Source organism: Streptomyces antarcticus (assembly GCF_026627255.1).
Lineage (GTDB): Bacteria > Actinomycetota > Actinomycetes > Streptomycetales > Streptomycetaceae > Streptomyces > Streptomyces antarcticus.
The window spans coordinates 49582-74985 of sequence record NZ_JAPNLM010000003.1 but is presented as its reverse complement, the minus strand read 5'-3'; the positions used below and the strand labels follow the sequence as shown (position 1 = coordinate 74985).

Sequence of the window (25404 nt, the reverse complement as noted above, 5' to 3'; positions counted from 1 at the left end):
GCGCGCTCCCCAGACGTATGACCGGGCGGTCAGGTGACCGCCCGGTCATCGTCGGGGGCGTGCAGGCGCTCTGTCAACGCAAGGGGCCTGTCAGCGGGATCCGTTCAGCGGGCGAGGTAGCGGCCGGCGGGGGCTGCGGTGACTGCTCCGTCGCGGTAGGCGACCTGGCCGCCGACGATGGTGACCGTGGGCCAACCGCGCAGTTCCTGCCCCTCGAAGGGGCAGTGGTCCTGTCCGGACAGCAGCAGGTCGGCCGTGACCGTGCGGACGGCGTCCAGGTCGGCGACGACGATGTCGGCGTCGGCGCCCACCATCAGCGACCCTTTGCCGGTGAGGCCGTAGGCGGCGGCCGGGTTAGCGGAGAGCAGTTCCGCGACGCGGCGCAGCGACAGGCCGCGTTTGTGGTGGCCTTCGGAGAGCAGGATCGGATAGAGGAGGGCGGTGCCGCCGAAGCCGGGCAGCGCGGGCCACAGGGCGTCCCCCTTGGACTCCTCCATGCAGCAGGCGTGGTCGGAGGCGACCCAGTCCACGGTGCCGTCGAGCACGCCCGCCCACAGCGCGTCATTGTCGGCTCGGGTGCGGATCGGCGGGTTGACCTTGGCGCCGAGGCCGCAGCCGGCGGCGTCCAGGCTCTCGTGGTCCAGGCACAGGTGATGCAGGGTCACCTCGGTGCGCAGGTCCAGCCCGGGCGAGGCGGCACGGGCGGCGCGAGCCCCGGCGAGGGCGGCGGCACTGGAGAGGTGCAGCAGGTTGACCGGGCAGCCGGTGGCGCGGGCCAGGGTGGCCGCCTCCGCGATCGCGACCTCCTCGGTCAGGGGCGGGCGGCCGTCGTGGTAGGCGCGCAGGGTCTGGGGGTCGCCCGAGCGGCGGACCCGGTCGATGAACAGCCTCATCAGCTCGGACTGTTCGCAGTGCAGGGAGAGCGAGACGCGGCCGTGGGGGCGGGCGGCGCCGGCGGCGGCGACCGCCTCCATGAGCTGGTAAAGGTGACCGAGGTCGTACTCCTCGCCCTCCTCGGCCATCCGGAAACCTTTGGCGTCCCGGGAGTCGGCGGACAGGTTGAACCCCTTGTAGAACATGTAGTACTTGAAGGAGCTGACCCCGTGCTTCGCCACGAGGTCGGGTATCTCGCGCACCTGGGCGGTGTCCATCGGGGCGAGGTGGAAGCCGTAGTCCGTGTGGCTGCGGCCGCCGACCGCCGCGAGGACCTCGGGGAAGATATCGCTGTAGGCCCCGGTCCGGTTGAGGTAGTGCTCGCCCGTGCGGAAGTAGGACAGGACGCTCGTCGCACCGCCGACCAGGGAGGACCGGGTCTCCTCCGCCGCGTCCTGTTCCAGGGAGCGGTAGATGCCGAGATGGAAGTGCGCGTCGACCGCGCCGGGGAAGACCGCCCGGCCCGAGGCGTCGATGACCTCGGTGGCCTCGGAGGTGTCGATGCGGTCGGCCAGGGCCGCGACCTTCCCGTCGCGCACGGCGAGGTCTGCGGTGATCTCGCCGAGGTGGGGCTGGATGAGCGTGCCGTTCTTGATGAGCAGGTCGTAACGAGACATGACAGGCCGGGCAGCCGCAGGGGGCGCCGCCCGCACCTCCCTTCCGCACCCGTGGGCTATCGGGAAACGCTGTTTCCCTTTTTCGTGACGAAGGGTCATGCTAGCTTTCCGGAACAGCGTTTCACAAGGAGAAACCGCGATCCGTGAAGGTGCGTGAGCCCCGATGGAGCCTTCCCTCCCCCGCGCAGCCCCGCCGCCCGCTCCGGCTGCCCTGCGTGGCGTGACCGTGCTGGACTGCGCCACCCTGTTCGCGGGGCCGCTGGCCGCGACGGTCCTCGGTGACTACGGCGCCGACGTCATCAAGATCGAGCACCCGGCCCGGCCGGACCCGGCCCGCACCCACGGCCCGTCGAAGGACGGCGAGGGACTGTGGTGGAAGATGCTCGGCCGCAACAAGCACACCGTCACCCTGGATTTGAGCCGCCCCGCCGGAGCGGATCTGCTGCTCCGGCTCGCCTCGCAGGCCGACGTACTGATCGAGAACTTCCGGCCGGGGACCCTGGAGCGCTGGGGGCTCGGCCCGCAGGACCTGCACCGTGCCAACCCCCGGCTGGTCATCGCCCGCGTGACCGGCTTCGGCCAGTACGGGCCCTACGCCCGCAGGCCCGGCTTCGGCACGCTCGCCGAGTCCATGAGCGGCTTCGCGGCCCTGACGGGCGAGCCGGACGGCCCGCCGACGCTGCCGCCGTTCGGGCTGGCCGACGGGGTGGCCGCGCTGGTCGCCGCCTCGGCCGTACAGACCGCGCTCTACCACCGCGACGTGCACGGCGGGCCGGGGCAGGTGGTCGACCTCGCGATCATCGAACCGCTGCTGACCCTGCTGGGCCCGCAGCCCACCGCGTACGACCAGCTCGGCACCGTGCCGGCACGCACGGGCAACCGTTCGGTGAACAACGCCCCCCGCAACATCTACCCGACCCGGGACGGCGCGTGGGTGGCCGTGAGCACCTCGGCGCAGTCCGTCGCCGAGCGGGTCATGAAGCTCGTCGGGCACCCGGAGGTGACCGCCGAGCCCTGGTTCGCCGGCGGCGCCGGGCGCGCCGCGCACGCGGACCTGCTCGACGGGCAGGTCGGGGAGTGGATCGCGGCCCGCGACCGGGACACGGTGATCGCCGCGTTCGAGGAGGCCGAAGCCGCGATCTCCCCCGTGTACGGCATCGCCGACATCTTCGAGGACCCGCAGTACCGGGCCCTGGACTCGCTGACGACCGTGGAGGATCCGGTGCTGGGACCGATCCGGATGCAGAACGTCCTCTTCCGGCTCTCCGCCACGCCCGGCGCCATCCGCTGGACCGGCCGCCCGCACGGCCGCGACACCCGGGCCGTCTACGCCGCACGGCTCGGCCTGTCGCCGCGCGAGCTGGACGAACTCGCCGCACACCGTACGATCTGACCCCCTCTTGGAGACCCCATGAACAGCGTCCACGGGTACCGTGGCGGGCCGCTGTCCCTCGCCGGCGCTCCCGTGATCGACCTCTCCCAGCCGATGCGCCGAGGCATGCCGCAGTCACCCAACCACCCGCCTTTCCGCATGCTCCTGGAACGCCGCCACGGCGACCACGTACGCGCCGACGGCGGCTCCGCGGCGAACGAGCTGATCGTCACCGGCGGCCACGTCGGCACCCACGTCGACGCCCTCGCCCACGTCTCACAAGCCGGGCTGCTGCACGGGGACGTCCCGGCGGCCTCGGTGCAGAGCCACGAGGGCTTCTCCCGGCACGGCATCGAGGAGTTCCCGCCGTACGTGGGCCGGGCGGTCTTCCTCGACGTCGCCGCCGTGCACGGCGTCCCCGTCCTGCCCGCCGGGTACGAGATCACCGTCGCCGACCTGGAGAAAGCTCGGGACGCGGCCGGCGTGGATATCGAGGCGGGCGAGGCGCTGCTGCTGGGGACAGGATGGTCCCGGCACTGGGCTGACGCGCGCGTCTTCACCGGCCAGGAGGGCGGGGCGCCGGGCCCCGGTCCCGCGGCCGGGGCCTGGATCGCGGAGCGCGGGGTGCGAGTGACCGGCGGGGAGACCATCGCCTTCGAGCATGTCCCGCCGAGGCGCGGGCACGCCGAACTGCCCGTGCACCGGCTGCTGCTGGTCGAGGCGGGCATCCACATCGTCGAAACAATGCGGCTCACCGGGCTCACCGAGCCCGCCGGACTCGCCTCGCGCAGGCGGGCGGACTTCCTGCTGATGCTCGCGCCTCTGCCGGTCGTCGGCGCCACCGGCTCCCCTGTACGCCCGCTTGCCATCCTGCACGACCACGACAGGGAAGGCCGGGCATGAGCGGTCAGGGGTACGCGGCGCGCCTGGCCGCCTTCGCGGCGGCGTGCCGCGCCGACGGAGTACCGCGGGAGATCGCGGCGGACGCTGCCGCGCGCACGCTGGACTGCCTCGGCAACAGTCTGGGGGCACTCGGCGCCCACTCCGGTGAGGACGCGGGTGCCTCGCCCCAGGCGGCGGCGCTGGCCCTGGCGCGCGCGGCCGGCGGGGTCGGCGAGGCCACCGCCGTCGGCAGCGGCCTGCGGATGCCGGCCGACCGGGCCGCCCTGGTCAACGGCACCCTCGCGCACGCCCTCGACTTCGACGACACCCACCTGCCGTCCGTCCTGCACCCCACGGCCGCCGTCCTGCCCGCCGCGCTCGCCGCCGCCGAGGCGACCGGAGCAACGGGGGACGCGCTGCTGACCGCGCTCGCGGCGGGCGGCGAGGTGTGCGTCCGCCTCGGGATGGCCTCCTACGACCCGGAGCTGCGCAACTCGGTGTTCTTCGAGAAGGGCCTGCACGCCACCTCGATCTGCGGCACCGTCGGCGCCGCCGTCGCCGCGGGCCTGCTGTACGGGCTGACCACGGCCGAGCTGGCGCACGCCATCGGCATCGCCTGCTCGATGGGCGCCGGGGTGATCGAGGCGAACCGCACCGGCGGCAGCGTCAAACGCCTGCACTGCGGGTGGGCGGCCCACTCCGGGGTGTGCGCCGCCCAGTTCGCGGCGGGCGGGGTCACCGGGCCGCCGACCGTGATCGAAGGCCGCTTCGGATTCCTGACGGCGTTCCTGGACGAGAGGTGGACAGCGCAGCCGCTGCTGGCCGGCCTGGAGGAGATGGGCGCGGCCGGGAACTGGCAGTACGCGCGGACCGTGTTCAAGCCGTACCCCTCCAACCACTTCACCCACCCCGGGATCGACTGCGCACTGGCCCTGCGCCGAGCCGGGCTGCGCGCCGAGGATGTGGCGAGCGCACAACTCGGAGTGGCCGCGGCGCCCCGGCGCACCATCGGGGAGCCGCACGCCGAGAAGGCGCGCCCCCGTACGCCGTACCACGCCAAGTTCTCGGGTCCGTACACGGTGGCGGCGGCGCTCCTGTCGGAGACGGCCGCGGACGGCGCCGGCCCGGGGCTGCGGCACGCGGACTTCTCCCCGGAGGCATTCACCGATCCGCGCCGGCTCGCGCTGGCGGAGCGGGTCGAGGTGGTGGCCGACCCGCAGTGCGACGCGGAGTTCCCACAGGCCTTCAGCGCGATACTGCGGGTGCGTACGCACAGCGGCCAGGTGATGCAGTCGCGGGTCACCAGCTCACTGGGCGGCCCGGGCATGCCACTGTCGCGGGCCCAGTTGGCGGGCAAGTTCCGGCTGAACACGGAGCCGGTGCTCGGAGCAGCCCGCGCGGACGGGGTGGTCGAGGCGGTACGCGCCCTGGGTGGGGCGCCCCGCGGCGCGGCAGGCGCGCTGCTGGGCCTCACGCGGATCGGATAGCGGCGGGGCGGGCAGAGCGGCCGGTGGGCCGGTCAGCGGCGGGTGGCGAGCACCCGGCGGGCGGCGCGTACGACCGCCTCGTCCACCATGCGGCCGTCGGGGCCGGTGATGACGCCCGAGCCGTCCCGCACCGCTTCGGCGAAGCGGTCCAGCAGGGTCTGCGCCGCGGCGACCTCCTCCGGGCCGGGGGTGAAAGCGGCGTGCACCGTGCCCAGTTGACGCGGGTGGACACAGGCCCTGGAGCGGTAGCCGAGCCCGCGCAGGGCCCGGGTGGTGCGGGCGAGGGCGTCGAGGTCGGTGAAGTCGGTGCTGACCGGCCCGACCGGGGGCAGCAGCCCGGCGGCGGCCGAGGCGAGGAGGAGGTCCATGCGGATGGCGACCAGGGCCGCACCAGCCGCCGCGCCGTCCGGGTCCGTCACATCGGGTCCCTCGATGCCGAGTTCGGCGCACAGGTCGGCCTCGCCGAGCTGAAGGTGGCGCACCCGGGGCGCCCGCGCGATCTGCCGTACGTCGAGGACCGCCGAGGCTGTCTCCAGCAGCGGTGCGAGGGCGAAGGTGCCCGGGGCGAGCCCGTGCCGCTCCTCGGCGGCGGTCAGGGTCTCGTGCTGGGCGGCGATGTCGGCATCGGAGCACTTGGCGAGGCAGAAGCCCGTCACCCGGGGCGCTGCGAGCAGGGCGCTCTCCGCACGCCCCCGCTCCCCCGGGTTGACGCGGATCCAGATCTCCGGGGTACCGCGCGGGACATCGGCGTGGTCGTCGAGGCCGGTGAGCCAGGAGCGCACCAGCTCCCGCGCCCGTTCCTTGCCCGAGGCAGGGACGGCGTCCTCCAGGTCCACGATCAGGGCGTCGGCGCCGCGCCCGAGGGCCTTGGCGAGCATCTCGGGGCGGTCGCCCGGGACGTAGAGGTAGGAGCGGGGCACGGGGGCGAGCTGGCTCGCGGTCATGGCGCGGTTCTCCGATTCGCTGAGGACGCGGCCCGGTCGGGGAGTTGGGCGGCTTCCCACCCTAGGAGCGCGGGCGGGCCGGGTCAATGGATTCGTTTCGCTGTGGGATCCGCCGTTTCGCACGAGACGCGCGGCTCGGAAACGCAGCTTTTACCCCGCCGCACGCCCCGACCCTTGACACGCCGAGCGGGCGAAGGGCTCCATATGAGAACACAAGCGAAACAAAGTTCCGTACAGGGAAACTCATTGCTCCCTTCGAGAGGAACCCCACCGCTCATGCACCCTCAACCCGCCAGATCCGCCCGGACCCGGGGTGGTGCCACGCTCGCCGCCCTGGTGGTGGCGGCGGCCGGCTCACTGGTCCTCGCCGGTTCGCCCGCCCACGCGGGCAGCGCACCCGTGACCTACGACTGCGTCTTCAGCTCCTCCCACTCCCTCTTCACCACCACCGCCACCCTCACCGCACCGGCGACCGCGGCGGCCGGTGAGAGCGTGGACGTCAAGCTCAGCCTCGCCGACAAGGGCCCGGCCAACGGCCCCGTGGCACTGCCCGCGGGCAGCGTCGTCCCTTCCGCCAAGATCCTCGTCTCGGGGCAGGCGCCGCTCACGCTTACCGCCCCGGCCTCGAACCCGCCGATCCCCGCCAAGGGCGAGATCCCGATACCCGACCTGACCGGCAAGCTCACCGTGGCCCAGCCCGGCACGGTGACGCTGACGCCGGACCAGCTCACCCTCGACATCCCGAGCTACGGCCTGTCCCTCAGCTGCACCCTGCAAGGCACGGCCACCGCGCTGCACACCATGACCGTCACCCCGGCCGCCGGCAACACCACCGCGGCCGTCACCGGCATCTCGGGCCGCCCGGCGACGGACACCACAGGCGCCCGCCCCGGGGACATCCTCACCCTGGCCGGAACGGGCTGGAACGCCGCCGCTCCGATCGGCGCGGTCGAGCTGTGCAGCCTGGCCGGCACCGGCTGTTCGGGTGCCGACCTCACCCCCGACCTGGGGGTCGGCGTCGACGGGAAGCTGGCCGGTACGGTGACGGTCGGCGCGGGCGCCGCCTCCGGGCCGCACCGCTTGAAGATCACCCAGGGTTCCGCCACCGTCTCGCTGGTCCTCGGCGTCCTGGGCAGCCGTGCACTCCAGGTCACGCCCGGCGGCGGCGGGCCGGGTACGAGCGCCACCGTCAACGGGGCCAGCTTCGACCCCGGCGACCAGGTCAGCGTCACCACCCTCGACAAGGACGGCCGGCCGGTCGGCGGGGCGGGGCTCACCGCCCCCGTCGACGCCCGGGGCAACTTCACCGCCACCCTCGTCCCGGCCGTGGGGGCCGTGAAGATCGTGGCGACGGAGAAGGACGGCGGGGACGCCGCCCAGACCCCCTGGTCGGGCAGCGCCAACGGCGGCGGCTCCGACCAGACGCTGAAGGTGGTCGTCAGCGGCGGCGCGCTGACCATGTCGGCCGAGCCCGGCGAAGTGGTCCTCTCCCCCGTGACCGTGGACGGCAGCGCGCACGACTCCACCGGCAGCCTGCGCGCCCTGGAGGTAAAGGACTTCCGCGGCACCACCGAGGGCTGGTCGCTGGTCGGCACGGTCACCGACTTCCGCAACGCCGCCGGAGCCGCCATCCCCGCCTCACAGCTGTCCTGGACCCCGCAGTGCGCGGTGCACCCGGGCTCGGCAGCGGCCTCCGCCGTCGTCCCGGGCAGCGCCGGTCCGCTCAGCTCGGCCACCGCGGCCGCGCTGTGCACCCAGGCGGCGAGCGCCGACCCGGCCTCCGTCACCGGCGGCCACTTCGACGCGGGCGCGGCGCTGAACCTGCGCGTCCCGGAGATCGTCCAGAGCGGCGAGTACGCGGCCGTGCTGCGCCTGACCCTGTCCTGACCTCGTCCTGACCCCTCCCCAGAGCAACGTGCCGGCGGCGAGCTCCCGGGCTCGCCGCCGGACACCGGCAAAGAGCGGAACCATGACCCCCCTACGCAGTGATCCCCCGCCCGGCCGGGCCCCGAGGGCACCCGCCGGGACGCACGTGAGCACGGCCGTCCGCGTCGCATCGGCCTGCCTGGCCGCCTTGTTGGCCGCGTTGTCGGCCGCCGTGCTGGGGGGCGCCCCGCCCGCGGCCGCCGCGGCGGTGCGAGCCGGCGCCGTCACCGGCACCGGCTCCTGGTCGGTGCAGCCTGCCGGAACCACCGGCCGGCCCGCCTTCGTCATGGACTCCGCGCCCGGCTCGGTCGTCAAGGACGCGGTGCGCGTCAGCAATCTGTCCGGCGCCCCCCTCTCCTTCCAGGTCTACGGGTCGGACGCCTACAACACGCCCCGGGACGGCGCGCTCGCCTACCGCCAGGCAGGCGAGGCCCAGACAGGTCTCGGGAGCTGGCTCACCCTCGGTACGAACGCCCTGGTCATCCCGCCCGGCCGGGCCGCGGACATCCCCTTCACGCTGCACGTGCCCGCCGACGCCACCCCCGGCAGCCACGTCGGCGGGATCGTCGCGCTCAACAACGCCGTCGAGCAGGCTGGCGAGGCCTCCGGGGTCGACGTCGGCATTCAGCGGGCCATCGCCGTCCGGATCCAGCTCACGGTGGAGGGGCCGGTGACTCCCGGACTCGCCGTCCGGTCCGTCCGCGTCGGCCACCACCCGTCGGGCACGCCTTTCGCGGGGGCTCGCGCCACGCTCACGTACACGGTTGTCAACACCGGCAACGCGGCGCTGCGCCCTACCGTCTCACCCCGGGTCGACGGACTGTTCGGTCTGCGGCACGGCGTCATTGCCGACCGTACGCTGCCCCTGCTGCTGCCGGGGCAGAGCGCCGAGATCAGCGCGGACTGGCCGGATGCCCCCGGCCTCGACTACCTCACGGCCTCCGTGCGCGTCACTGCGCCCGGCCTGCCTGCGACCTCGGCGCAGAGCGGCCGGGTCGTCCTTTCCTGGCCCACGCTCGGCGCCGTGGCCGCGCTCCTCGCCGTCCTCGCGGTCGCCTTGGGCTGGCTCCGCCGCAAGCGGTCCGGCCGCACCGGGGCGGTCTCATGACCAGCCGCCAGGTACCGGCCGCACCTCCGGGCCCGGCCATCCGTCTGACGCTGGCCGCCGTCGTGCTGCTGACCGCGGCGGTCCTGTCGGTGGCGGGCGCCGGCCCGGCCGCCGCGACCGGGCCGAGCGTTACCGTGGACGATCCCCGGGCCGCCCCCGGCCTGCCGGTCAAAGCCTCCGGGGCGGGCTGGCAGCCCGGCGTGACCGTACAGGTCGAGGTCTGCGGAGGCGAGGCGCTGCACGGCAGCGCCGACTGCGACACGCTGCGCGCCGCGGTCGCCTTGGTGGCCGCCGACGGCACCTTCCGCCTGACGCTCATCGCGGGTGCGCCGCCCGCCGCGTGCCCGTGTGTGCTGCGGGCGGTGGCCGGACAGAGCGGGGTGCGCGCCCAGACCCCGCTGACCCTGGCCGGGGCGGCCGACGCGGCGCCGACAGCGCCCGTGCCCGCCGTACGCGTCGATGTCGTCGCGGCGGCCCTGTCCGGCGGGCCGCGGTTCGCCGAACTGTTCGGCGCTCCCGCCCACCGGACGCTGACCGTAACCCTGCGCAACCCTGGTGACCGGCCGCTGGGGCGGGCGCCGCTGATCGTCGCCTGGGGGCCAGGCGGCAGCGCCGACCTCCCGGTGGGCACTCCGCTGACTGCCGAACTGCCGCCGCACGCGGAGCAGACCTACCGGATCCCCGTACGGCTTCCCGCCGCGGCGTTCGGCCGCTACTCGGTCGGCGGACGGTACGCCTCGGCCGAGTTCGCCGTCAGCACCGATGTCTACCCCTGGGGGCTGCTGGGTCTGGCCTTCCTCGCCGCCCTGCTGACCGTGTTCACGGCAGCGGTCGCCGTACGCCGCGGCGTCGAGCGCCGCCGGGCGGGGCGGCCGTCGCGGGCGCCCGGGTCGGCGCCGGCCGCCCTTCCCGCCTTCGTGGACGCGGGCCGGCTGGCCGAGGTCCTCGCGGTCGGCGCGGGGGACGGTGAGCACCCCGGACTGGTCAGTACCCGTGCGCTGGTCCGCGAACTGGCGGGAGACGCCGCGCTCGTTGACTTCCGAGCGCTACGGGCGTTCGCCGACGCCTTGCGGGCGTCACCCCTGGAAACGGAGCGGTAATGGCCTTCTCCTCCCTCTTCCCCCTCTTCCTCACCCGCCCGCGCCCGGACCTGGGTGCCGCCGCGGCGGCCGGGCTGGCCGCCGGCGTGTTCCTTGCCTCGGCGCCGCTGCTCGCAGGGCCCGTCGGCATGCCCGGCGAGGCCGTCCGCTACCTCCTCCTGACGGGCATGCTGCTCGCCGCGGTGGTCGGCACGGTGCTGCGGCGGCGAGGCCGGGGCCGTCCGGGCAGGGCTACGGCTGCCGCGCGGCGGGCACTGGCGGCCTGTGTGCTGGCCGGCGCGGCACCGTCGGCCGCCGCGCTGCTCGCCTCGCCGCTGGTGTTCGCGGCGCTGCTGGTGATGGCCGCGGCCCTCGGCGGCGGCTCTCTCTGCCTCTACCGGCCGCGGCACTCCTGGCACGCCGCCTGCCTGGCGGGCGCGGGTGCGGCGGGCGCCGCGGTGGTGCTCCTCGCGCAGCACCCCCAGGTGGCCTGCGCACTCGCGTGCGCGCTCGCCGCGCTGCTCCTGGCTCCGGCCTGCGTACGGGCCGCGCCGGACGACTCCGGGCGCGCCGCAGCCTCGCACTGGACGGCGGGTGCCGTGGGCGCGGCCGTGTTCGGCGTGGTGTTCGCCGGCCAGAGCCTGGTTGTCTTCCGCTGGGAACTGCTCGGCGGCGCGGGCGCCCGGCCGTTCGCCTACGCGGCGCTGCTGGCGGCGGCCCTGACGAGCGGCCTCGCCGTGGCCGGCCGACGTCGACCGATCACCGGCGCCGGTACGGGTACGGGTACGGGTACGGGTACGGGCCTGCGTGGGGCGCTGTTCACGGCGGCCGGGCTCACGGCGGCGGTGGCGGCATGTGCGAGCGCCGCCCGGCCCTGGCAGTTCGTCCTCGCGCTGGCGGCCGTCCTCACCAGCGGTGCTGCCACCTCGGCGGCCCGCGCCGGCTCGTCCCCCGCGCGGGACAACGTGCATGCGGGGGCTGTCGGGCACGGCGGGTACGCCGTCGCCGGGCTGTTCGGCGGGGCGGCCGCGATGACCGCCGTCGCGCTGTCCGGCCGGCTGCTGGGCGGCGCGGACACCCTGACCGTGATCGGTCTGGCGCCCGCCGTGGCAGCCGCCGGCGCTTTGGCGCACCGCGGGCGCGGGCAGGGCGCCGAGCCGGACGACGACAACGGCGCCGGTGCTTGCGACGGCCCCCTGAAGGTCCGCGGCCTCGGCGTCCGTCAGGCGGGGGCGCCGCCCGTGCGCCGTCTCGACCTGACGCTGGCGCCGGGCGAGATCGCGTACCTGACCGACGCTCTCCCCGGCCGGCGGGCGGGCGCTGTACTGGCGGTCCTCGCCGGCCTGCGCAAGGCCGACGGCGGAACCTGGCGGCTGCGCGGCCACGACGTCTCCCGCGTCGAGGCGCGGGCCCGGTGGGACCTGCGGCTCTCCGCCTTCGTGGACCCGGCGGACGCGGCCCGGACGGGCGCTCTGCACCCCGGTCATCCCGCGGTCTCGGTGACGGACGCGGTGGCGGCCGCAGCCGCGCATCTGGACCCCGAGCGGGCGGCGGAGCTGACGGTGGCCGCCCGCGCGGCCTTCCCGTTCCTCGCGGCGAAGGGCGCCGACCCCTGCGGGCGGCTCGGCCCCGACGAACGCTGCGTCCTCGGGCTGGTTCAGACCCTCATCGCGCAGCCGGCGCTGCTCCTGCTGGACCTGACCGGGCCCGGCTGCGGGCCGCTCGCGGCCGATCCGGCGGTCACGTCCGTACTGCGCCAGATAGCAGGCCAGGGGACGGCGGTCCTGGTCGCCTCCGCCCCGGCGCAGGCCGTCCCCGGTCAGCGTCCGATCGCGCTCCCCGCGTCCGGCGGCTCCCGGACAGCCCTCTTGCGACGGAACAGAAAGGCCATGCCGTGAGGATCTCGACGAAGAGCCGGAGCTGCCGGGTGGCCCTCGCGGCGACCACGGCGCTCACTCTGTCCGGCCAGTTCGCCGCTGCCGCCATTGCGGCAGGCACGGCCGGGGCCGCCGATACGCCGACCGCCACGGTTCACGTGTCCGCTGCAACCGGGCTGACCGAGGGCCGGCAGATCACCGTCGACGGCTCCGGGTTCCGTGCCGGGCTGACGTCTGTCGCCGTCGGCCTGTGCAAGAAGGGCTACACCGGCAACAAGGACTGCGACCTCGGCGGCGGGGCCCGGCTGGTGACCATCGGCCCCGACGGGGTGCTCCCGCAGGTCACCCTGACCGTGCACGCGCGCTTCGCCGGTGGCGACTGCCGCTCCACGCCATGTGTGGTCGGCGTCGCGCCACTGCCCTCCGGGACCCCGCCCGCGCTGATCGCCGCCAACAGCGTTCAGGTCGCGGTCGGTTTCGAGGGCGGGTTGGTCCCCGGCGAGGTGTCCGGCACCGGCCGAGCCGAACCGGCCCCGCCATCCGCCGCCGCTCCCAGCGGTGGCCGCGGCAACGACTGGAGCGGGCCGTCGACCCCTATGTGGTCCCTGTCCCTCGGCGTGGCCGTCGCCTGTCTCGTGCTCGGCGTCCTCTCCCTCGTCCGGGGCCGCCGGAGGGCGGCGCCCGGAAGGTCCCCGCTGTCCCCATCTGGAGGAAACTCATGACATCGCTACGAAGAATCCGCTGCGCGAGCGCACTCGCCGCGGCCTCGGCCCTGGTCGCGGTTTCGGCCGGGCCGGCCGCCGCCGCCGGGACACTGACCGTCAGCAAGTCGACCGGACTCGCCGTGGGGGACAAGGTCACGGTGTCGGCGAAGGGGCTGAGCCCAAATCAGGGTTTCGTGCCGATCGGTCTGTGCAAGCCGAAGCCGGCCGGTCCGACGGACTGCGAGACGTCACCCGACGCCGCGGTCATCGGCAAGACCGACGCGTCCGGGGTGTGGCACAGCGCGGCCAGCGACGCGATCACGGCCGAGATCACGGTCAAGGCCAAGGCGGGCGGGGCGGACTGCGTGGCCAAGGCGGGGAACTGCGTCATCGCGGTGTCGATCTCCGCGACGAAGGAACTGGTTGAGGTGCCGCTGACCGTGGGGGCGGCCGGCCCCGGCGCGAGCAGTCCGCCGCCCTCCCGTCCGGCACCGACGGCGTCCGGCGGAGGCACGGCCACGTCCGGCGCGGGCACGACGGGGGCCAGCGCGGGCGCGGTGGGGTCGCTGCCGCAGACCGGGTCCACCGACGGCCTGCCGGTGGCCGCCCTGCTGGGCGGCACGCTGTTCCTGCTCGGCGGCTGCACGCTGGTCCTGCTGCGGCGCGGCAGCCGGGCGTGAGCGGTGGCGGCGCGGGAAGCGGATCCGCACGAACGGGTTCGTGCGGTCGGCGAACCGCGCCGCCCTCACCGCCCGAGGGCAGCCCTGGGCACGGGCGGGGCTGGGTCCGGGGCTGGGACCGGAGAGCCGGGACCGTGTCGGATGACGGCCGTCAGATCCGCCCGGGGCGGGGGTGCACGGGGTCCCCCAGGCGGCGGCAGGCCACGCCGACATCGACCACGTCGGCGTACTTGGAGTCGAGATCGAAGAGATTGCCCTCGTGGGGACCGGTGTCCCGGTCGGCCACGGCGTCGCGCACGACGATGGGGCGCAGCCCGTACTGAAGTGCGTCCAAGGTGGTGGCCCGCACGCAGCCGCTGGTGGAGAACCCTCCTATGACGAGCGTGTCCACGCCGAGGACCGTGAGGACGTCGCGCAGCCGGGTCTGGAAGAAGGCGCTCGGGTAGTGCTTGTGGATGACGATCTCACCCGGTTGCGGGGCGCAGAGCGGGGTGAAGGCCGCGAGGGGGTTGCCCGCGCGGAAGGCGTCGAGGCTGGGCACCTTGCGGGCGAAGTGCGGTGCGTGGGAGCTCGGTTCGTTGTCGTAGTGGACGGCGGTGAAGATGACGGGAAACTGGGTGCGGCGGGCGGCGCGGACGAGGTGCGCCATGGCGTGCAGGGCCGGTTCCGCCGTGTCGAGGTAGAGGCGGCTGTCGGGGACGGCGTAGGCCTGGACGGGGTCGACGAGGAGGACGGCGGGGTGTTCGCCCCAGCCGATGCGGCGGCCGAATCCGGCGGCTTCGTAGTCATCGGCGAGGGGCGTGTCGGCCACGTCAGATCACTCCGTCCGCGGTGAGCTTCTCACGCTCTTCCCCGGTGAGGCCCAGGAGGTCGCCGTACACCTCGTCGTTGTGGGCTCCGAGTTCGGGGCCCACCCAGCGTACGGCGCCGGGGGTGCCGGAGAGTTTCGGGACGACGTTCTGCATGGGGATCTCGCCGAAGTCGGGGTGCGGGAGGCGGACGATGGCGTTGCGGGCGGCGAAGTGCGGGTCGGCGAGCATGTCGGCGGCGGTGAAGGTCTTGCCGGCCGGGACACCGGCGGCGTGCAGGGCGCCGAGCAGGGTGGCCGCGTCGTGCCCGGCGGTCCAGGTGGTGATGACGTCATCGAGCTCGCCTTGGTGGGCTCCGCGCGCGGTGTGCGTGGCATAGCGGGGGTCCTCGGCCAGGTCGGCGCGGTCCATGACCTCGGTGAGGCGGCGGAAGACGGTGTCCTGGTTGGCGGCGATGAGGACGGCGGCTCCGTCGGCGGTCGGGTAGACGTTGCTGGGGGCGACGTTGGGGAGGACGGGGCCGGTGCGTTCGCGCTGGTAGCCGCCCACCTCCCATTCGGGGAGGAGGGACTCCATGTAGGCGAGGACTGCTTCGTAGAGCGCGGAATCGACGATCTGGCCGGTTCCGGTGCGGGTGCGGGCGTGCAGGGCCATGACGGCGCCGTACGCGGCCATGGTGCCGGCGAGGGCGTCGCCGAGCGAGATGCCGGCGCGGGACGGGGGGCGGTCGGGTTCGCCGGTGATGTGGCGGATGCCGCCCATGGCCTCGCCGATGGAGCCGAAGCCGGCGCGGGGCGCGTACGGGCCGTCCTGTCCGTAGCCGGTGACGCGGACCATGACGAGGCCGGGGTTGATGGCGCGGAGCTCCTCGAAGCCGAGGCCCCAGCGTTCCAGGGTGCCGGGGCGGAAGTTCTCCACGAGGACGTCGGCGCGGGCGACGAGGCGGCGGACCAGTTCTTGGCCTTCCTCGCGGCGCAGGTTGCAGGTGACGGACTTCTTGTTGCGTGCGACGACCGGCCACCACAGGGACTTGCCGTAGGGCCGTTCGCGTCCCCACTGGCGCATGGGGTCGCCGCGTCCGGGGTCCTCGAGCTTGATGACCTCGGCGCCGTGGTCGCCGAGGAGCTGGCCGCAGAAGGGACCGGCAAGCAGGGTGCCGGTCTCGATGACACGGATGTCGGAGAGGGGTCCACTCATACGGCGAGTGTAAGTTTGGGAAACACTGTTTCGCTAGAGGAATCGACGCGACAGAATATGACGCATGGACAACTCCTTGGCGGCCAAGCCGCTCACTGGTCCCGGCGTGGTGGAAGTGGCCCCGCGTGACGGACTGCAGAACGAGGTGCGTGCACTGTCCCCGGCGCAGCGCGTGGCCCTGATCGAGCGGGCGGTGGCCGCGGGCGCGCGGCGGGTGGAGGCGGTGGCCTTCGTCCATCCCGGCCGGGTGCCGCAGATGGCGGGAGCGGAGGAGGTGATGGGACTGCTCAAGCGCCCGGACGGTGTTCGCTACAGCGGCCTGGTGCTCAACGCCCGCGGCATGGAACGGGCAAGTGCGAGCGGCGTGGACGAGGTCAACTACGTGGTGGTGGCGAGCGACGCGTTCTCGCGCCGCAATCAGGGCATGGGCACGCGCGAGGCGCTGGCCGCGTGGGAGGGGATCGCCTCCCGCGCCCACGCGGAGGGGATCGGGCGCTCACTGACCATCGCGGCGGCGTTCGGCTGCCCCTTCGAGGGGGAGACCCCGGAGTCGGCCGTGGCCGAACTGGCCCGGATCGCCGCGGAGTCGGGCGCCGAGGAGATCGTCCTCGCCGACACCATCGGCGTGGGCGCCCCCGACGCGGTCACCCGGCTGCTCACGGCGGTACGGGAACAGGCGCCCGGAGTGGTCCTGCGCTGCCACTTCCACAACACGCGCAACACCGGCTACGCGAACGCGGTGGCAGCCGCCGCGGCCGGTGCGGCGTGGCTCGACTCCTCCCTCGGCGGCATCGGCGGCTGCCCCTTCGCCCCGGCCGCCACCGGCAACATCGCGACCGAGGACCTGGTCTACCTGCTGCGGCGGATGGGCCTGGAACCGGGCATCGACCTGGAATCGGCCGCTGCGGCGGGGACCTGGCTGGGCACCGTGCTCGGCATCCAGGTGCCCGCCCTGCTGGGCCGGGCAGGCCCCTTCCCCGAGTCCGAGCGCAGCGGCGAGCGGGGGGAGGAGTAGACATGGGAGCACATCCGCACGGATGGTGGATCCTGCTCCACATCCTGCTATTCGTCTTCTGGCTGGGCGGCGACCTCGGCGTCTACGTCTCCAGCCGGTACGTCCTGCAGCCGGGCCTGCCCGTCGCCGCCCGCTCGACGGCGCTGTCGATCATGAGTGTGCTGGATCTCGGCCCGAAGATCTGCCTGGTGCTGATACTGCCGAGCGGAATCACGCTCATGGCGCTGGAGCCGCACGGGGCGCAGCGCCTGCTCAACGGCTGGTCCGCCGGGGTGACCTGGGCTTTCGCGGCGCTCTGGCTGTGGCTGACCGTGCGCGAGCACCACCGTCCGGGCCGCCGCCCCTGGATACGCCGAGCGGACTGGGCGATACGCGTCGCACTGACGGCCTCACTGTGGGACGTCGGGCTCTACACCCTGCTGGCCGCGGAGCCGTTCGGGGTGCGGACCGATCCCCGCTGGCTGGGCGCCAAGGTCCTGCTGTATGCGACGGCGATCGCCTGCGGGCTGGGCATCCGGCTGACGCTGCGCCCGTTCGGGGCCGCGTTCCGCGACCTGGCGGGCTCGGGAGGAGGCGACGGGGTCGAGCGGACGCTGCGTCGGGCGGTCAACGGCTGTGTCCCGTACGTGGCGGGGATCTGGACGTGCGTCCTGGCCGCCGCGGCGCTGGGGGTGCTCAAGCCCGGGGCCGACCTCTGAGGCGGGTCACCGGACCCCTGGCCGGTACCCGAACTCGGCCGAGAGCCGTTCGACGCTCGCCATCAGCAGCGGGGCGCACTCGGCCAGGCGCGGCTTGAACCGGGACTGCGGGCCGGCCAGGCTGACCACCGCGATGACATGGCCGTCGTGTCCGAAGACGGGCGCGGCGAGCGAGGCTGAACCGCTCTGCCGCTCCCCCACCGACATGGCGTAGCCGCGCCGCTTGATGGCGGACAGCTCCTTGCGCATGCGCTCGGGGTCGGTGATGGTCCGGTCGGTGACCGCGTCCAGGGGGTGGCGTTCGAGGTAGGTCTCGATCTCGGCGTCGGACAGGAAGGCGAGGAAGGCCTTGGAGGAGCTGCCCGCGTGCAGGGGGAGCGGGATCCCGAGGGCCACCTCCATACGCAGCTCCTGCTCGGGGACGACCTGGTCGACGTAGAGCCTGGTGTCGCCGCGGCGGATGGAGAGGGTGGCGGTCTCCCCGCATTGGGCGGCGAGCCGGCGCAGCTCCGGGGCCGCGAGGACCCGCAGGTCGGTGCGCGCCAAGTAGGCGCGGCCGAGGGAGATGGCGGCCGGTCCGAGGGCGTAGCGGCGGGTGACGGGATCCGTGATGATCAGGTCGCGGTTGCGCAGGGCCGTGAGGACGCGGTGCACGGCGGCCTTGGTGATGTCCAGTTCTTGGGCGATCTCGGTGACACCGAGGTCGGGGCGGCCGCTGCGGCCGAACATCAGCAGCACGTCCATGGCGCGCTCGACTGCGGCGATGGACCTGCTGCTGCTCGTCTCCTCGGTCACAGGTGCCCCTTTTGCGCGATGGTTTCGAGGCCGTCCCCCGACTTGGCAAAAGCATAACGTCGATTTCCCCAGGGGAAACAGTGATCCCGAGGCGGGTGGATTCGTTGACACCGCGACGCGACCGTCGTTACGCTCATGGATACAGTGTTCCACTAGAGGAAACATAATTGAGCGGGGGTGCGATGACGACCGTCATCGACGAATCGACCTTCCGTCAGGTGCTGTCCCGGTGGCCCAGCGGCGTGGGGATCGTCACCACGGCCGGCGAGGAGGGCTGGCACGGCATGACGGCGAGCTCGTTCAGCAGCGTCAGCCTCGCACCACCTCTCGTCCTGGTCTGCTTGGACCAGGGGATCCGCTCCCACGATCTCCTCATACGCAACGGGGTGTTCGCCGTCAACGTTTTGGGCCGGGACCACCTCGCACTGGGACGCAGGTTCGCGGGCATGGAGCCGGGGGTCACCGATCGCTTCGCGGCGGGCGACTGGCTGCCCGGCGCCACCGGCAGTCCCGTGCTGACGGACTCGGCGGCCTGGGTCGACTGCCGCGTCCTGCACCGCTACCCCGGCGGGGACCACTCCATCTTCCTGGGTGAGGTGGTGGCAGCGGGAGTACCGCGCATCACCTCCCCGCTGCTGTTCCACTCGCGCTCCTGGGGGCAGCTCGCGGATCCGCTCCCCGACCGCGTGGACCTGGCCGACACCGGCCTGACCGACGCGGTGGCAGCGCCGCACATCGCTCGCCTGACCCACGCGCTGCGGCGGGCGGGCGTACGGGTGCGCCTCACATCGCTCGACGGCGCAGGAACGGCCGGCGCCGGGGCCGCCGGTATGAGCTGCTCCTCGGTCCACGTCGACAACGCCTCGGCCGCCGTCGCCGCCGCCGAGGCCGGCTGCCCCGCCGTCGAGCTCACCGTCGCACCGGACGGTACCGGCGGGGAGGCCGTCCACGCGGTCCGGGCGGTCAACGGCGCCGGGCACCCGGACACCCTCGTGGTCGCCCGGATACGCGACGCGCTGCGCCCGGGGGCGGCCCGCGCCGGCCTGCTGACCGTGCAGCGGCTGGCCGCCGCCGGCTGCGGGGAGATCGTCCTGGAGGAACCCGCAGAGGGCCACGACGATGCGGACGGAGCATCACCTTTGGCACTGCGCCGACTGCTCCAGGACGCGATCCCCGCGGCCGGGCCCGTCCCCCTGCGCCTCGCGCTGCGCGACGACCACGGCCTCGGCCTGGTCAACGCCCTGACCGGGATGAAAAGCGGGGTCAGGTGCTTCGACACCACCCTCGGCGGCCACGGCGGCCTGCTGGCCACCGAGCGGCTCGTACTGCTTTGCTCCCGCATGGGCGTCGCGGCCCCCCTGGACATCGCCGCGGTACGGGCCCTGCGCGCCGAACTGGGTGTGCTGCGAAGGCAACCGCCCGCCGCGCCCGCCCCCTGCTCCCCCGCCCGGGCAGCCGCCTCCCGCGGCCCGGAATCCCAGTAAGGAGTCCACGCCGATGACCACGCAGCAACTCACGGGCGCGCACCTCGTCGACCGCATGACGCCGGCCGAGCGGGCCCGCGCCGAGCGCGTCGAATCCGTACTGCCTGCCCTGCGGGCGGCGGCCGCCGACGCCGATGCGCAGGCCGCCTTCCCGGCGGGTCACACCGGGCTGCTGCGAGAGGCCGGCCTGCTCGGGCTCGTCGTGCCCGAGAAGTACGGCGGGATCGGGGGCGGTCTGCGCGACCTCGCGGCAGCCACCTACGCCATGGGCACTGCCTGCCCCTCCACGGCGCTCGCCTTCTTCTTCCACAACACCAGTGCCTCGCGCGGTCTGCTGCCCCTGGAGGCCATCCGCGCGGGCCTGTTCACCCAGGAGGAGACGCCCGCCGTCACCGCCTTCGCCGAGCGGGTCCTGACCACGATGGCGGCAGGCTCCTGGCTCGCCAACTTCGCCAGCGAGTCAGCCAAGAGCGCCGCCGCGAACATATCCATTGCGACCACAGCCGCCCGTACCGAGGGCGGCTGGGTCCTCACCGGTGAGAAGTCCTTCGGCTGCGCGACCGGAGTCGCCGACATCTACCTGGTCACCGCCCGGCTGGAGAAGACGCAGACCGCGGACGGCCTGGCCATGTTCCTCGTGCCGCGCGACGCCGCCGGGGTGTCCTCCCGCCCGCACTGGAACGGCCTCGGCATGCGCGGCAGCGCCAACCACGGCATCCGGCTCGACGAGGTCTTCGTCGCCGACCGCGACGCCCTGACCGTGCCGGGGGCCTTCACGCGCATGCTCCAGGTAAGCCGCGGCAGCTTCGTGGGCAATCAGCTCGCCATCGCAGCCGTCTACACCGGCGCCGCACAGGCCGTCTACGACTACACGCTGGACCTGCTGACCAGGAAGACCTTCGCCGACACCGGCCGGCCCATCGCCTCTTCCCCCATGCACCAGGTCCTCATCGGGGACATGACCCAAAACCTGGAGACCGCCTACCAGTGGCTGCGGCGCCAGCTCGAACTGGAGACCTCCGAGCCCCCGATCAGGCCCAAGTCAGAGGTGTTCAGCCAGTGGCGGCTGGGCAAGGGCGCGGTCACCGAGGCCTGCTTCGGCGTCGCCCTGGGCGCCCTGAAGGCGTCTGGCACCTCAGAGGCACGGTTGGACGGCGTCATCGGCCGCACCCTGCGCGACCTGGCCATGGGCCTCGTGATGACCTTCCCCGCCGAGCGTGGCCGCCTGGAGGCGGCGAAGATCGCCACCGATGCGCAGGAGAACGCGCTGTTCGCTACGCTCGGAGAGAGCCAGTGACCCTCGTACCCCGTCTCCCCGATTCCGCCGGCGCGCCCGTCACCCTGCCTGCCACGAGCGACTTCGTTGAGGGGACATGGCAGCCCTGCGAGCTGCGCCTCGACTTCGACTTGGAGGACCCGGACACCGGCGACCGGATCCGGCCGGCCTTCGCCAGCTCCGCCGAGCGGGTCGAAACCGCACTGGCGGCGGCCGCCGCGCTCCACCGCTCCGGGGCCTGGTGCGGTCTGCCGGACGAGGACCGCGCCCGGGCGCTGGAAAGCGCGGCCGCCGCGGTCGAAGGATCGGTGGAGCGCATCGTGGCGGCGGAGGCCTTCGCCACCGGTGTACCGCTCGCCCAGACGACCCGCCTGGGGGTCATCCTCTCGGGGGCCTTCCACATCGCGGCGGCCCAGCTGCGCGCCGGACTGCTGCGGCGCACGGTCACGGGTCACGGCGGCCACCCGGTGCTGGTGCGGCGCGCCGCGCTCGGTCCCGCCCTGTGCGTGCTCCCCTACAACGCCCCCGCGCCGATGGCAGCCCACAAGGCGGCCAGTGCGCTCGCCGCGGGCTGCCCGGTGGTCATCAAGGCTCCGGAAATCAGCCCGTACGGAACCCAGTTGCTGGTGGAGGCCGCCGCCCTGGGGCTGGCGGCGGCCGGGGCGCCGACGGCCGTCCTGCAACTGCTGCACGGGGACGCCGCGACCGGATCCCGGCTGGTGGCCGACGAGCGGATCCGCGTCGTCTCCTTCACCGGGGGGACCGAGGCGGGCCGGAAGATCGGCGCCGTCTGCGGTCAGTCCCTCAAGCCCGTGCAGCTCGAACTGGGCGGCAACAACCCGCTGCTCGTCCTGCCGGGATCCGACCCGGCGGTAGCAGGCCGGATGGCCGCCGAACTGCTGACGGCACTCAACGGCCAGTGGTGCCGGGCGCTGGGCCGGCTGATCCTGCCCGCCGACCTGGCACCGCAGGTGCTGGACGCCACCGGCCGCGAGCTCGCCGCACTGCGGGCGGGCGGCCCCCTGGCCCTGGGCACCGGCTACGGACCGCTCGCCCACTCCCGCCACCACGCCACCATGACGGCAGGCGTGCACGCCCTGACCGCCGCCGGCGCCAAGGCCCACACGTGGACCGAGGTGCCGGAACGCGGCAGCCACTTCGCCCCGCTGCTGATCACCGGAGCGCCCGAGGAGGCGACCCGCCGGGAACTGTTCGGCCCGGTGGCCGCCGTGCACACCTACGAGCGGGAGGAGGAGGCCCTACACCTCGCCAACTCCACCGGTTACGGCCTGGAGGGGTACGTGTGCGCCGCGGACCCCGACGACGGGCTGCGCGTGGCTGCCCGCATCACCGCCGGGGAGGTAAAGGTGAACGGGTCCTCGGTGATGAGCCTCCACCTGGACACGCCCCGCCCTGCCTGGGGGGCGTCCGGCCTGGTCGACGAGGGCAGCGCTGAGACCCTGCTGCATTTCACCGGCACCCGGGTGACGGGCGTGGAAGCGGACTTCACCCCGCGCACGGCGCACGGGCGGGAAGAGAACCGGTGACCGCCACCCGGCAGACGCCCGCCGCCGACCGGGTCCTCGTGGCGGGAGCCGGCCCGGTGGGCCTGACGGCCGCGCTGGTCCTGGCCCGCCGGGGCGTGCCCGTGACCGTGCTGGAGGCGGGGGCAGAGCTGGCGACGGAGTCCCGGGCCTCCACCTTCCATCCGCCCACGCTGGAGATGCTGGCCGAACTGGGCGTCGTGGACGCGCTCCTGGCGCGCGGGCTGATCGCCGGCTCCTTCCAGTTCCGCGACCGGCGGACCGGGCCCGTCGCGACCCTCGACCTGTCGCTGCTGTCCGAGGACACCCCGTACCCCTTTCGGCTCCAGTGCGAGCAGAACAAGCTGACGCCGCTGCTCGTGGACGCGCTGGGCCGCTTTCCCGACAGCGAGGTGCGCTTCGGGGCGCGGGTGGCCGAAGTGGAGCGGACCTCGCGGGGCGTCTGCGCGGTCCTCTCCGACGGGAGCAGGGTGCTCGGCAGCTGGCTGGTGGGCGCGGACGGGGCGCACTCCGCCGTACGCCGCTCGGTGGGGGCCGAGTTCCACGGCATCACCTACCCGGAGCGGTTCCTTGTCGCCTCGCTGGACGAGGATCCCGGCGCCGTCCTGCCCGACCTGGCACCCATCGCCTACGTGCTGGATCCCGACGAGTGGATGGTGCTGTTGCGGACCCCCGACCACTGGCGGGTCCTGCTGCCCACGCCGGCCGGCACGTCCGACCGGAGCGAGTTGGCGTGCCTGCCCGGCCGACTGCTGGACATCACCGCGCATCCGGGCGGCCCCGCCCTCGCCCACGCCAGTCTCTACCGCGTCCACCAGCGGGTGGCCGGGACCTTTCGCAGCGGCCGGGTGCTGCTGTGCGGGGACGCCGCGCACGTGAACAACCCGCTGGGCGGCATGGGCATGAACAGCGGGATCCACGACGCCGTACTGATGGGCCGCGCGCTTGCGGACCTCGTGACGGGCGCGGGGTCCGACGAGGAGCTGTCGGACTGCGCCGAGGAACGCCGCGCCTGCGCGCTGCGCTACGTCGGGGCCGAGACGCACGGGAACTGGGAGCGGCTGCGCATCCGGGATCCGGGAGAACGGGCGGCGCTCGCGGCTGAGTTGCGGGCGACGGCCGCGGACCCGGTGGCGGCACGGCGGTCGCTGCTGCGCAGTTCGATGATCGACTCGCTGCGCGGCGTGCGGTGGTCGCGGTGACACTGCCGGGGGAGGCGGGCGGGATCGGGGCGGCCATCACGGTGGAGAATCCGGCGTGCACGGCGCGCCCCGTGGGGAGCGTGCGGCTCCACACCGGAGCGGAGGTGGACGCCGCCGTTGAGGCCGCGGCCGCCGCGGCGCCCGGCTGGGCCCGTACGGCCGGCTCGGACCGGGCGGCGGCGCTGACCCGGATAGCCGCCGGACTGGAGGCCTCCACCGGGGACCTCGCGGCTTTGCTGGCGCGGGAGTCCGGCAAGCCGCTCGCCGACTGCCGGGGCGAGGTGGGCTATGCCTGCGCCGTGCTGCGCTGGTATGCCGAGCACGCCCCGCCGCTGCTGGCGCGGCGCACGGTCGACGACGCCCAGGGCCGGCTGGAGCGCGACTTCCGGCCGTACGGGGTGGTCGCCGCGCTCACCCCGTGGAACGCCCCGGTGATCCTGACCGCCGTCAAGCTCGCCCCCGCGCTCGCCGCGGGCAACACGGTGGTCGTCAAGCCGTCGCCGCTGGCCCCGCTGGCCGTCTCGGCGTTCCTGGAGGGCGCCGCCCGCGAACTTCCGCCGGACGCGGTGCGGGTATGCCACGGACACGCGGAGGCCGCGCTGCGGCTCGCCGGCCATCCGGATGTGGGCAAGCTGTCCTTCACCGGCGGGGCGGTGGCCGGCCGGGCGGTCGGCGCGGCCGCCGCGCGGGCGCTGACACCGGCCACGATGGAGCTCGGCGGAAACGACGCCGCTGTGCTGCTGGACGACGCCACGCTGACGGACACGGACATGGACCGGCTGGTGCTGGCGAGTTTCGCGACGGCCGGTCAGGTGTGCATGGCCGCCAAGCGGATCTACGCGCCGCGAGCAGGGCTGGACTCCTTCGTGGAGCGGTACGTGGCGGCGGCCGGACGCGTACTGCGGCTGGGGGACCCGCTGGCCGCCCGCACCACCGTGGGGCCGGTGATCTCCGCGGCGTCCGCGGACCGGGTCCGCGGGCTGATCGCCGACGCCCGGGCGCGCGGCGGCAGCGCCGTCGAGCTGGGGACCGTACAGCCGGGTACGGACCTCTCCGGCGGACACTTCGTGCGTCCCACGCTGCTGCTGGGGCTCAGGGAGGACGCGCCGCTGGTGTACGAGGAGCAGTTCGGCCCGGCTCTCCCCGTTCTGGCCTACGAGGACGAGGACGAGCTCGTCGACCGGGTCAACGCCGGACCGTACGGCCTGGCGGCATCCGTGTGGAGCGCCGACGAGCCACGGGCCTTCGCACTGGCGGCCCGGCTCGACGCGGGCTTCCGCTTCGTGAACACCCACAACCGGACGGGGATGGCGCTGCGCGCCGCCTTCGGCGGGGTCAAGGGCAGCGGACACGGCCGCGAGTACGGTGCCGAGGGGCTGATGGAGTACGTACAGCCGGTGCTCACGCACGCACCGGCCGCCTTCCGGACAGGGGGCGGGGGCATGGCGCCGGGGGCCTATCCGGTCGGCGGTCCCGGAACTTGACGACGTGTCGGTTCCAGGTGGTCGACGACGGCACGGTGGGCGAGCAGCGGGGTCAGCCATGCTGCCAGCGCCTGGTGTTCGGGGTGCCGCTGGTAGGCGGCGAGCTGGCCGGCGTCCGCGTGGCGGGTGGTGAGGACGAGGTCGTAGGAGACGTCGGAGCCGGTGACGTCGAGGCCGACGCTCAGGGACCGGATCTGGGGTACGGCGCCGTCGAGGCTACGCAGCCTTTCAGCGGCCTCCGGGGCGTGGGCGGGATCAGTGAATCGCATCAGAACGACGTGCACCAGCAAG

The 25404-nt window shown here is 74.1% G+C and carries 22 protein-coding genes; 16 read left to right on the top strand and 6 right to left on the bottom strand.

The window, feature by feature from the left end; genetic code table 11:
- Positions 1–104 precede the first annotated feature (104 nt).
- Entirely contained in the window at positions 105–1550 is a 1446-nt protein-coding gene (locus tag OTB16_RS06325) for a dihydroorotase (protein ID WP_267718902.1), read from the bottom strand.
- 163 nt (positions 1551–1713) lie between these two features.
- Here OTB16_RS06325 and OTB16_RS06320 point away from each other — a divergent pair, with 163 nt between their 5' ends.
- From OTB16_RS06320 to OTB16_RS06310, 3 genes are read left to right on the top strand one after another with little or no spacing between them, the layout of a single operon-like run.
- Positions 1714–2943, top strand: a complete 1230-nt coding sequence (locus OTB16_RS06320; RefSeq protein ID WP_267718901.1) for a CaiB/BaiF CoA transferase family protein — start codon at positions 1714–1716, stop codon at positions 2941–2943.
- An 18-nt stretch (positions 2944–2961) separates the two neighbouring features.
- Positions 2962–3825, top strand: a complete 864-nt coding sequence (locus tag OTB16_RS06315; RefSeq protein WP_267718900.1) for a cyclase family protein — start codon at positions 2962–2964, stop codon at positions 3823–3825.
- Positions 3822–5291, top strand: a complete 1470-nt coding sequence (locus OTB16_RS06310) for an MmgE/PrpD family protein (RefSeq protein ID WP_267718899.1) — start codon at positions 3822–3824, stop codon at positions 5289–5291. The genes OTB16_RS06315 and OTB16_RS06310 overlap by 4 nt, the downstream gene beginning before the upstream one ends.
- Positions 5292–5323: 32 nt before the next feature.
- Here the strand turns inward: OTB16_RS06310 and OTB16_RS06305 are convergent, their stop codons facing one another.
- The gene (locus OTB16_RS06305) at positions 5324–6235 is read right to left on the bottom strand and encodes an HpcH/HpaI aldolase/citrate lyase family protein (RefSeq protein WP_267718898.1); all 912 of its coding nucleotides are present in this window, start codon (positions 6233–6235) and stop codon (positions 5324–5326) included.
- Between the two features lie 276 nt (positions 6236–6511).
- On the opposite strand from OTB16_RS06305, the gene OTB16_RS06300 reads away from it, so the two are divergent.
- The 6 genes from OTB16_RS06300 (at position 6512) to OTB16_RS06275 (ending at position 13609) form a co-directional block, all read left to right on the top strand.
- Positions 6512–8122 (top strand): hypothetical protein, encoded by a 1611-nt coding sequence (locus tag OTB16_RS06300; protein ID WP_267718896.1) that lies wholly within the window; start codon positions 6512–6514, stop codon positions 8120–8122.
- A 145-nt stretch (positions 8123–8267) separates the two neighbouring features.
- The gene (locus OTB16_RS06295) at positions 8268–9269 is read left to right on the top strand and encodes a DUF916 domain-containing protein (protein ID WP_267718895.1); all 1002 of its coding nucleotides are present in this window, start codon (positions 8268–8270) and stop codon (positions 9267–9269) included.
- Positions 9266–10369: a hypothetical protein gene (locus OTB16_RS06290; protein ID WP_267718894.1), complete on the top strand. Its 1104-nt coding sequence runs from the start codon at positions 9266–9268 to the stop codon at positions 10367–10369. Before OTB16_RS06295 ends, OTB16_RS06290 begins: the two co-directional genes overlap by 4 nt.
- Positions 10369–12246, top strand: a complete 1878-nt coding sequence (locus tag OTB16_RS06285; protein WP_267718893.1) for a P-loop NTPase family protein — start codon at positions 10369–10371, stop codon at positions 12244–12246. Before OTB16_RS06290 ends, OTB16_RS06285 begins: the two co-directional genes overlap by 1 nt.
- A 137-nt stretch (positions 12247–12383) precedes the next feature.
- Positions 12384–12947, top strand: a complete 564-nt coding sequence (locus OTB16_RS06280; protein ID WP_267718891.1) for a neocarzinostatin apoprotein domain-containing protein — start codon at positions 12384–12386, stop codon at positions 12945–12947.
- Positions 12944–13609, top strand: coding sequence for a neocarzinostatin apoprotein domain-containing protein (locus tag OTB16_RS06275; protein ID WP_267718890.1), 666 nt, complete (start codon positions 12944–12946; stop codon positions 13607–13609). Before OTB16_RS06280 ends, OTB16_RS06275 begins: the two co-directional genes overlap by 4 nt.
- A 151-nt stretch (positions 13610–13760) precedes the next feature.
- Here OTB16_RS06275 and OTB16_RS06270 read toward each other — a convergent pair whose 3' ends face one another.
- Both OTB16_RS06270 and OTB16_RS06265 read right to left on the bottom strand, forming a co-directional pair.
- Positions 13761–14420: an isochorismatase family protein gene (locus OTB16_RS06270; RefSeq protein ID WP_267718889.1), complete on the bottom strand. Its 660-nt coding sequence runs from the start codon at positions 14418–14420 to the stop codon at positions 13761–13763.
- A 1-nt stretch (position 14421) separates the two neighbouring features.
- Positions 14422–15615, bottom strand: coding sequence for a CaiB/BaiF CoA transferase family protein (locus OTB16_RS06265; RefSeq protein WP_267718888.1), 1194 nt, complete (start codon positions 15613–15615; stop codon positions 14422–14424).
- 64 nt (positions 15616–15679) lie between these two features.
- Here OTB16_RS06265 and OTB16_RS06260 point away from each other — a divergent pair, with 64 nt between their 5' ends.
- Together OTB16_RS06260 and OTB16_RS06255 are read left to right on the top strand one after the other, a co-directional pair.
- Complete coding sequence (locus OTB16_RS06260) at positions 15680–16630, top strand: hydroxymethylglutaryl-CoA lyase (protein WP_267718887.1); 951 nt, start codon at positions 15680–15682, stop codon at positions 16628–16630.
- A 2-nt stretch (positions 16631–16632) separates the two neighbouring features.
- The gene (locus OTB16_RS06255; protein WP_267718886.1) at positions 16633–17328 is read left to right on the top strand and encodes a hypothetical protein; all 696 of its coding nucleotides are present in this window, start codon (positions 16633–16635) and stop codon (positions 17326–17328) included.
- Between the two features lie 6 nt (positions 17329–17334).
- On the opposite strand, the gene OTB16_RS06250 is transcribed toward OTB16_RS06255, so the two are convergent.
- Positions 17335–18123, bottom strand: a complete 789-nt coding sequence (locus OTB16_RS06250) for an IclR family transcriptional regulator (RefSeq protein WP_267718885.1) — start codon at positions 18121–18123, stop codon at positions 17335–17337.
- Between the two features lie 182 nt (positions 18124–18305).
- Between OTB16_RS06250 and OTB16_RS06245 the strand changes: the two genes are divergently transcribed.
- Genes OTB16_RS06245 through OTB16_RS06225 form a run of 5 tightly spaced genes read left to right on the top strand, consistent with a single transcriptional unit; the run spans position 18306 to position 25113 of the window.
- Positions 18306–19607 (top strand): flavin reductase, encoded by a 1302-nt coding sequence (locus tag OTB16_RS06245; protein WP_267718884.1) that lies wholly within the window; start codon positions 18306–18308, stop codon positions 19605–19607.
- A gap of 13 nt (positions 19608–19620) precedes the next feature.
- Positions 19621–20904 (top strand): acyl-CoA dehydrogenase family protein, encoded by a 1284-nt coding sequence (locus tag OTB16_RS06240; RefSeq protein ID WP_267718883.1) that lies wholly within the window; start codon positions 19621–19623, stop codon positions 20902–20904.
- Entirely contained in the window at positions 20901–22430 is a 1530-nt protein-coding gene (locus OTB16_RS06235) for an aldehyde dehydrogenase family protein (protein WP_267718882.1), read from the top strand. The genes OTB16_RS06240 and OTB16_RS06235 overlap by 4 nt, the downstream gene beginning before the upstream one ends.
- The gene (locus OTB16_RS06230; protein ID WP_267718881.1) at positions 22427–23629 is read left to right on the top strand and encodes an FAD-dependent oxidoreductase; all 1203 of its coding nucleotides are present in this window, start codon (positions 22427–22429) and stop codon (positions 23627–23629) included. Before OTB16_RS06235 ends, OTB16_RS06230 begins: the two co-directional genes overlap by 4 nt.
- Positions 23626–25113 carry an aldehyde dehydrogenase family protein gene (locus tag OTB16_RS06225; RefSeq protein ID WP_267718880.1) on the top strand — a complete coding sequence of 496 codons (1488 nt, stop codon included), beginning with the start codon at positions 23626–23628 and terminating at the stop codon, positions 25111–25113. The genes OTB16_RS06230 and OTB16_RS06225 overlap by 4 nt, the downstream gene beginning before the upstream one ends.
- Here the strand turns inward: OTB16_RS06225 and OTB16_RS06220 are convergent.
- Complete coding sequence (locus tag OTB16_RS06220) at positions 25086–25397, bottom strand: Dabb family protein (RefSeq protein ID WP_267719225.1); 312 nt, start codon at positions 25395–25397, stop codon at positions 25086–25088. The genes OTB16_RS06225 and OTB16_RS06220 overlap by 28 nt on opposite strands.
- Between the last annotated feature and the right edge of the window lie 7 nt (positions 25398–25404).

Bases quoted from the DNA above. Each gene is read 5' to 3' on its own strand.
- OTB16_RS06325 (WP_267718902.1), bottom strand. From the start codon at position 1,550: ATGTCTCGTTACGACCTGCTCATCAAGAACGGCACGCTCATCCAGCCC.
- OTB16_RS06320 (WP_267718901.1), top strand. From the start codon at position 1,714: ATGGAGCCTTCCCTCCCCCGCGCAGCCCCGCCGCCCGCTCCGGCTGCC.
- OTB16_RS06315 (WP_267718900.1), top strand. From the start codon at position 2,962: ATGAACAGCGTCCACGGGTACCGTGGCGGGCCGCTGTCCCTCGCCGGC.
- OTB16_RS06310 (WP_267718899.1), top strand. From the start codon at position 3,822: ATGAGCGGTCAGGGGTACGCGGCGCGCCTGGCCGCCTTCGCGGCGGCG.
- OTB16_RS06305 (WP_267718898.1), bottom strand. From the start codon at position 6,235: ATGACCGCGAGCCAGCTCGCCCCCGTGCCCCGCTCCTACCTCTACGTC.
- OTB16_RS06300 (WP_267718896.1), top strand. From the start codon at position 6,512: ATGCACCCTCAACCCGCCAGATCCGCCCGGACCCGGGGTGGTGCCACG.
- OTB16_RS06290 (WP_267718894.1), top strand. From the start codon at position 9,266: ATGACCAGCCGCCAGGTACCGGCCGCACCTCCGGGCCCGGCCATCCGT.
- OTB16_RS06285 (WP_267718893.1), top strand. From the start codon at position 10,369: ATGGCCTTCTCCTCCCTCTTCCCCCTCTTCCTCACCCGCCCGCGCCCG.
- OTB16_RS06275 (WP_267718890.1), top strand. From the start codon at position 12,944: ATGACATCGCTACGAAGAATCCGCTGCGCGAGCGCACTCGCCGCGGCC.
- OTB16_RS06265 (WP_267718888.1), bottom strand. From the start codon at position 15,615: ATGAGTGGACCCCTCTCCGACATCCGTGTCATCGAGACCGGCACCCTG.
- OTB16_RS06260 (WP_267718887.1), top strand. From the start codon at position 15,680: ATGGACAACTCCTTGGCGGCCAAGCCGCTCACTGGTCCCGGCGTGGTG.
- OTB16_RS06255 (WP_267718886.1), top strand. From the start codon at position 16,633: ATGGGAGCACATCCGCACGGATGGTGGATCCTGCTCCACATCCTGCTA.
- OTB16_RS06245 (WP_267718884.1), top strand. From the start codon at position 18,306: ATGACGACCGTCATCGACGAATCGACCTTCCGTCAGGTGCTGTCCCGG.
- OTB16_RS06240 (WP_267718883.1), top strand. From the start codon at position 19,621: ATGACCACGCAGCAACTCACGGGCGCGCACCTCGTCGACCGCATGACG.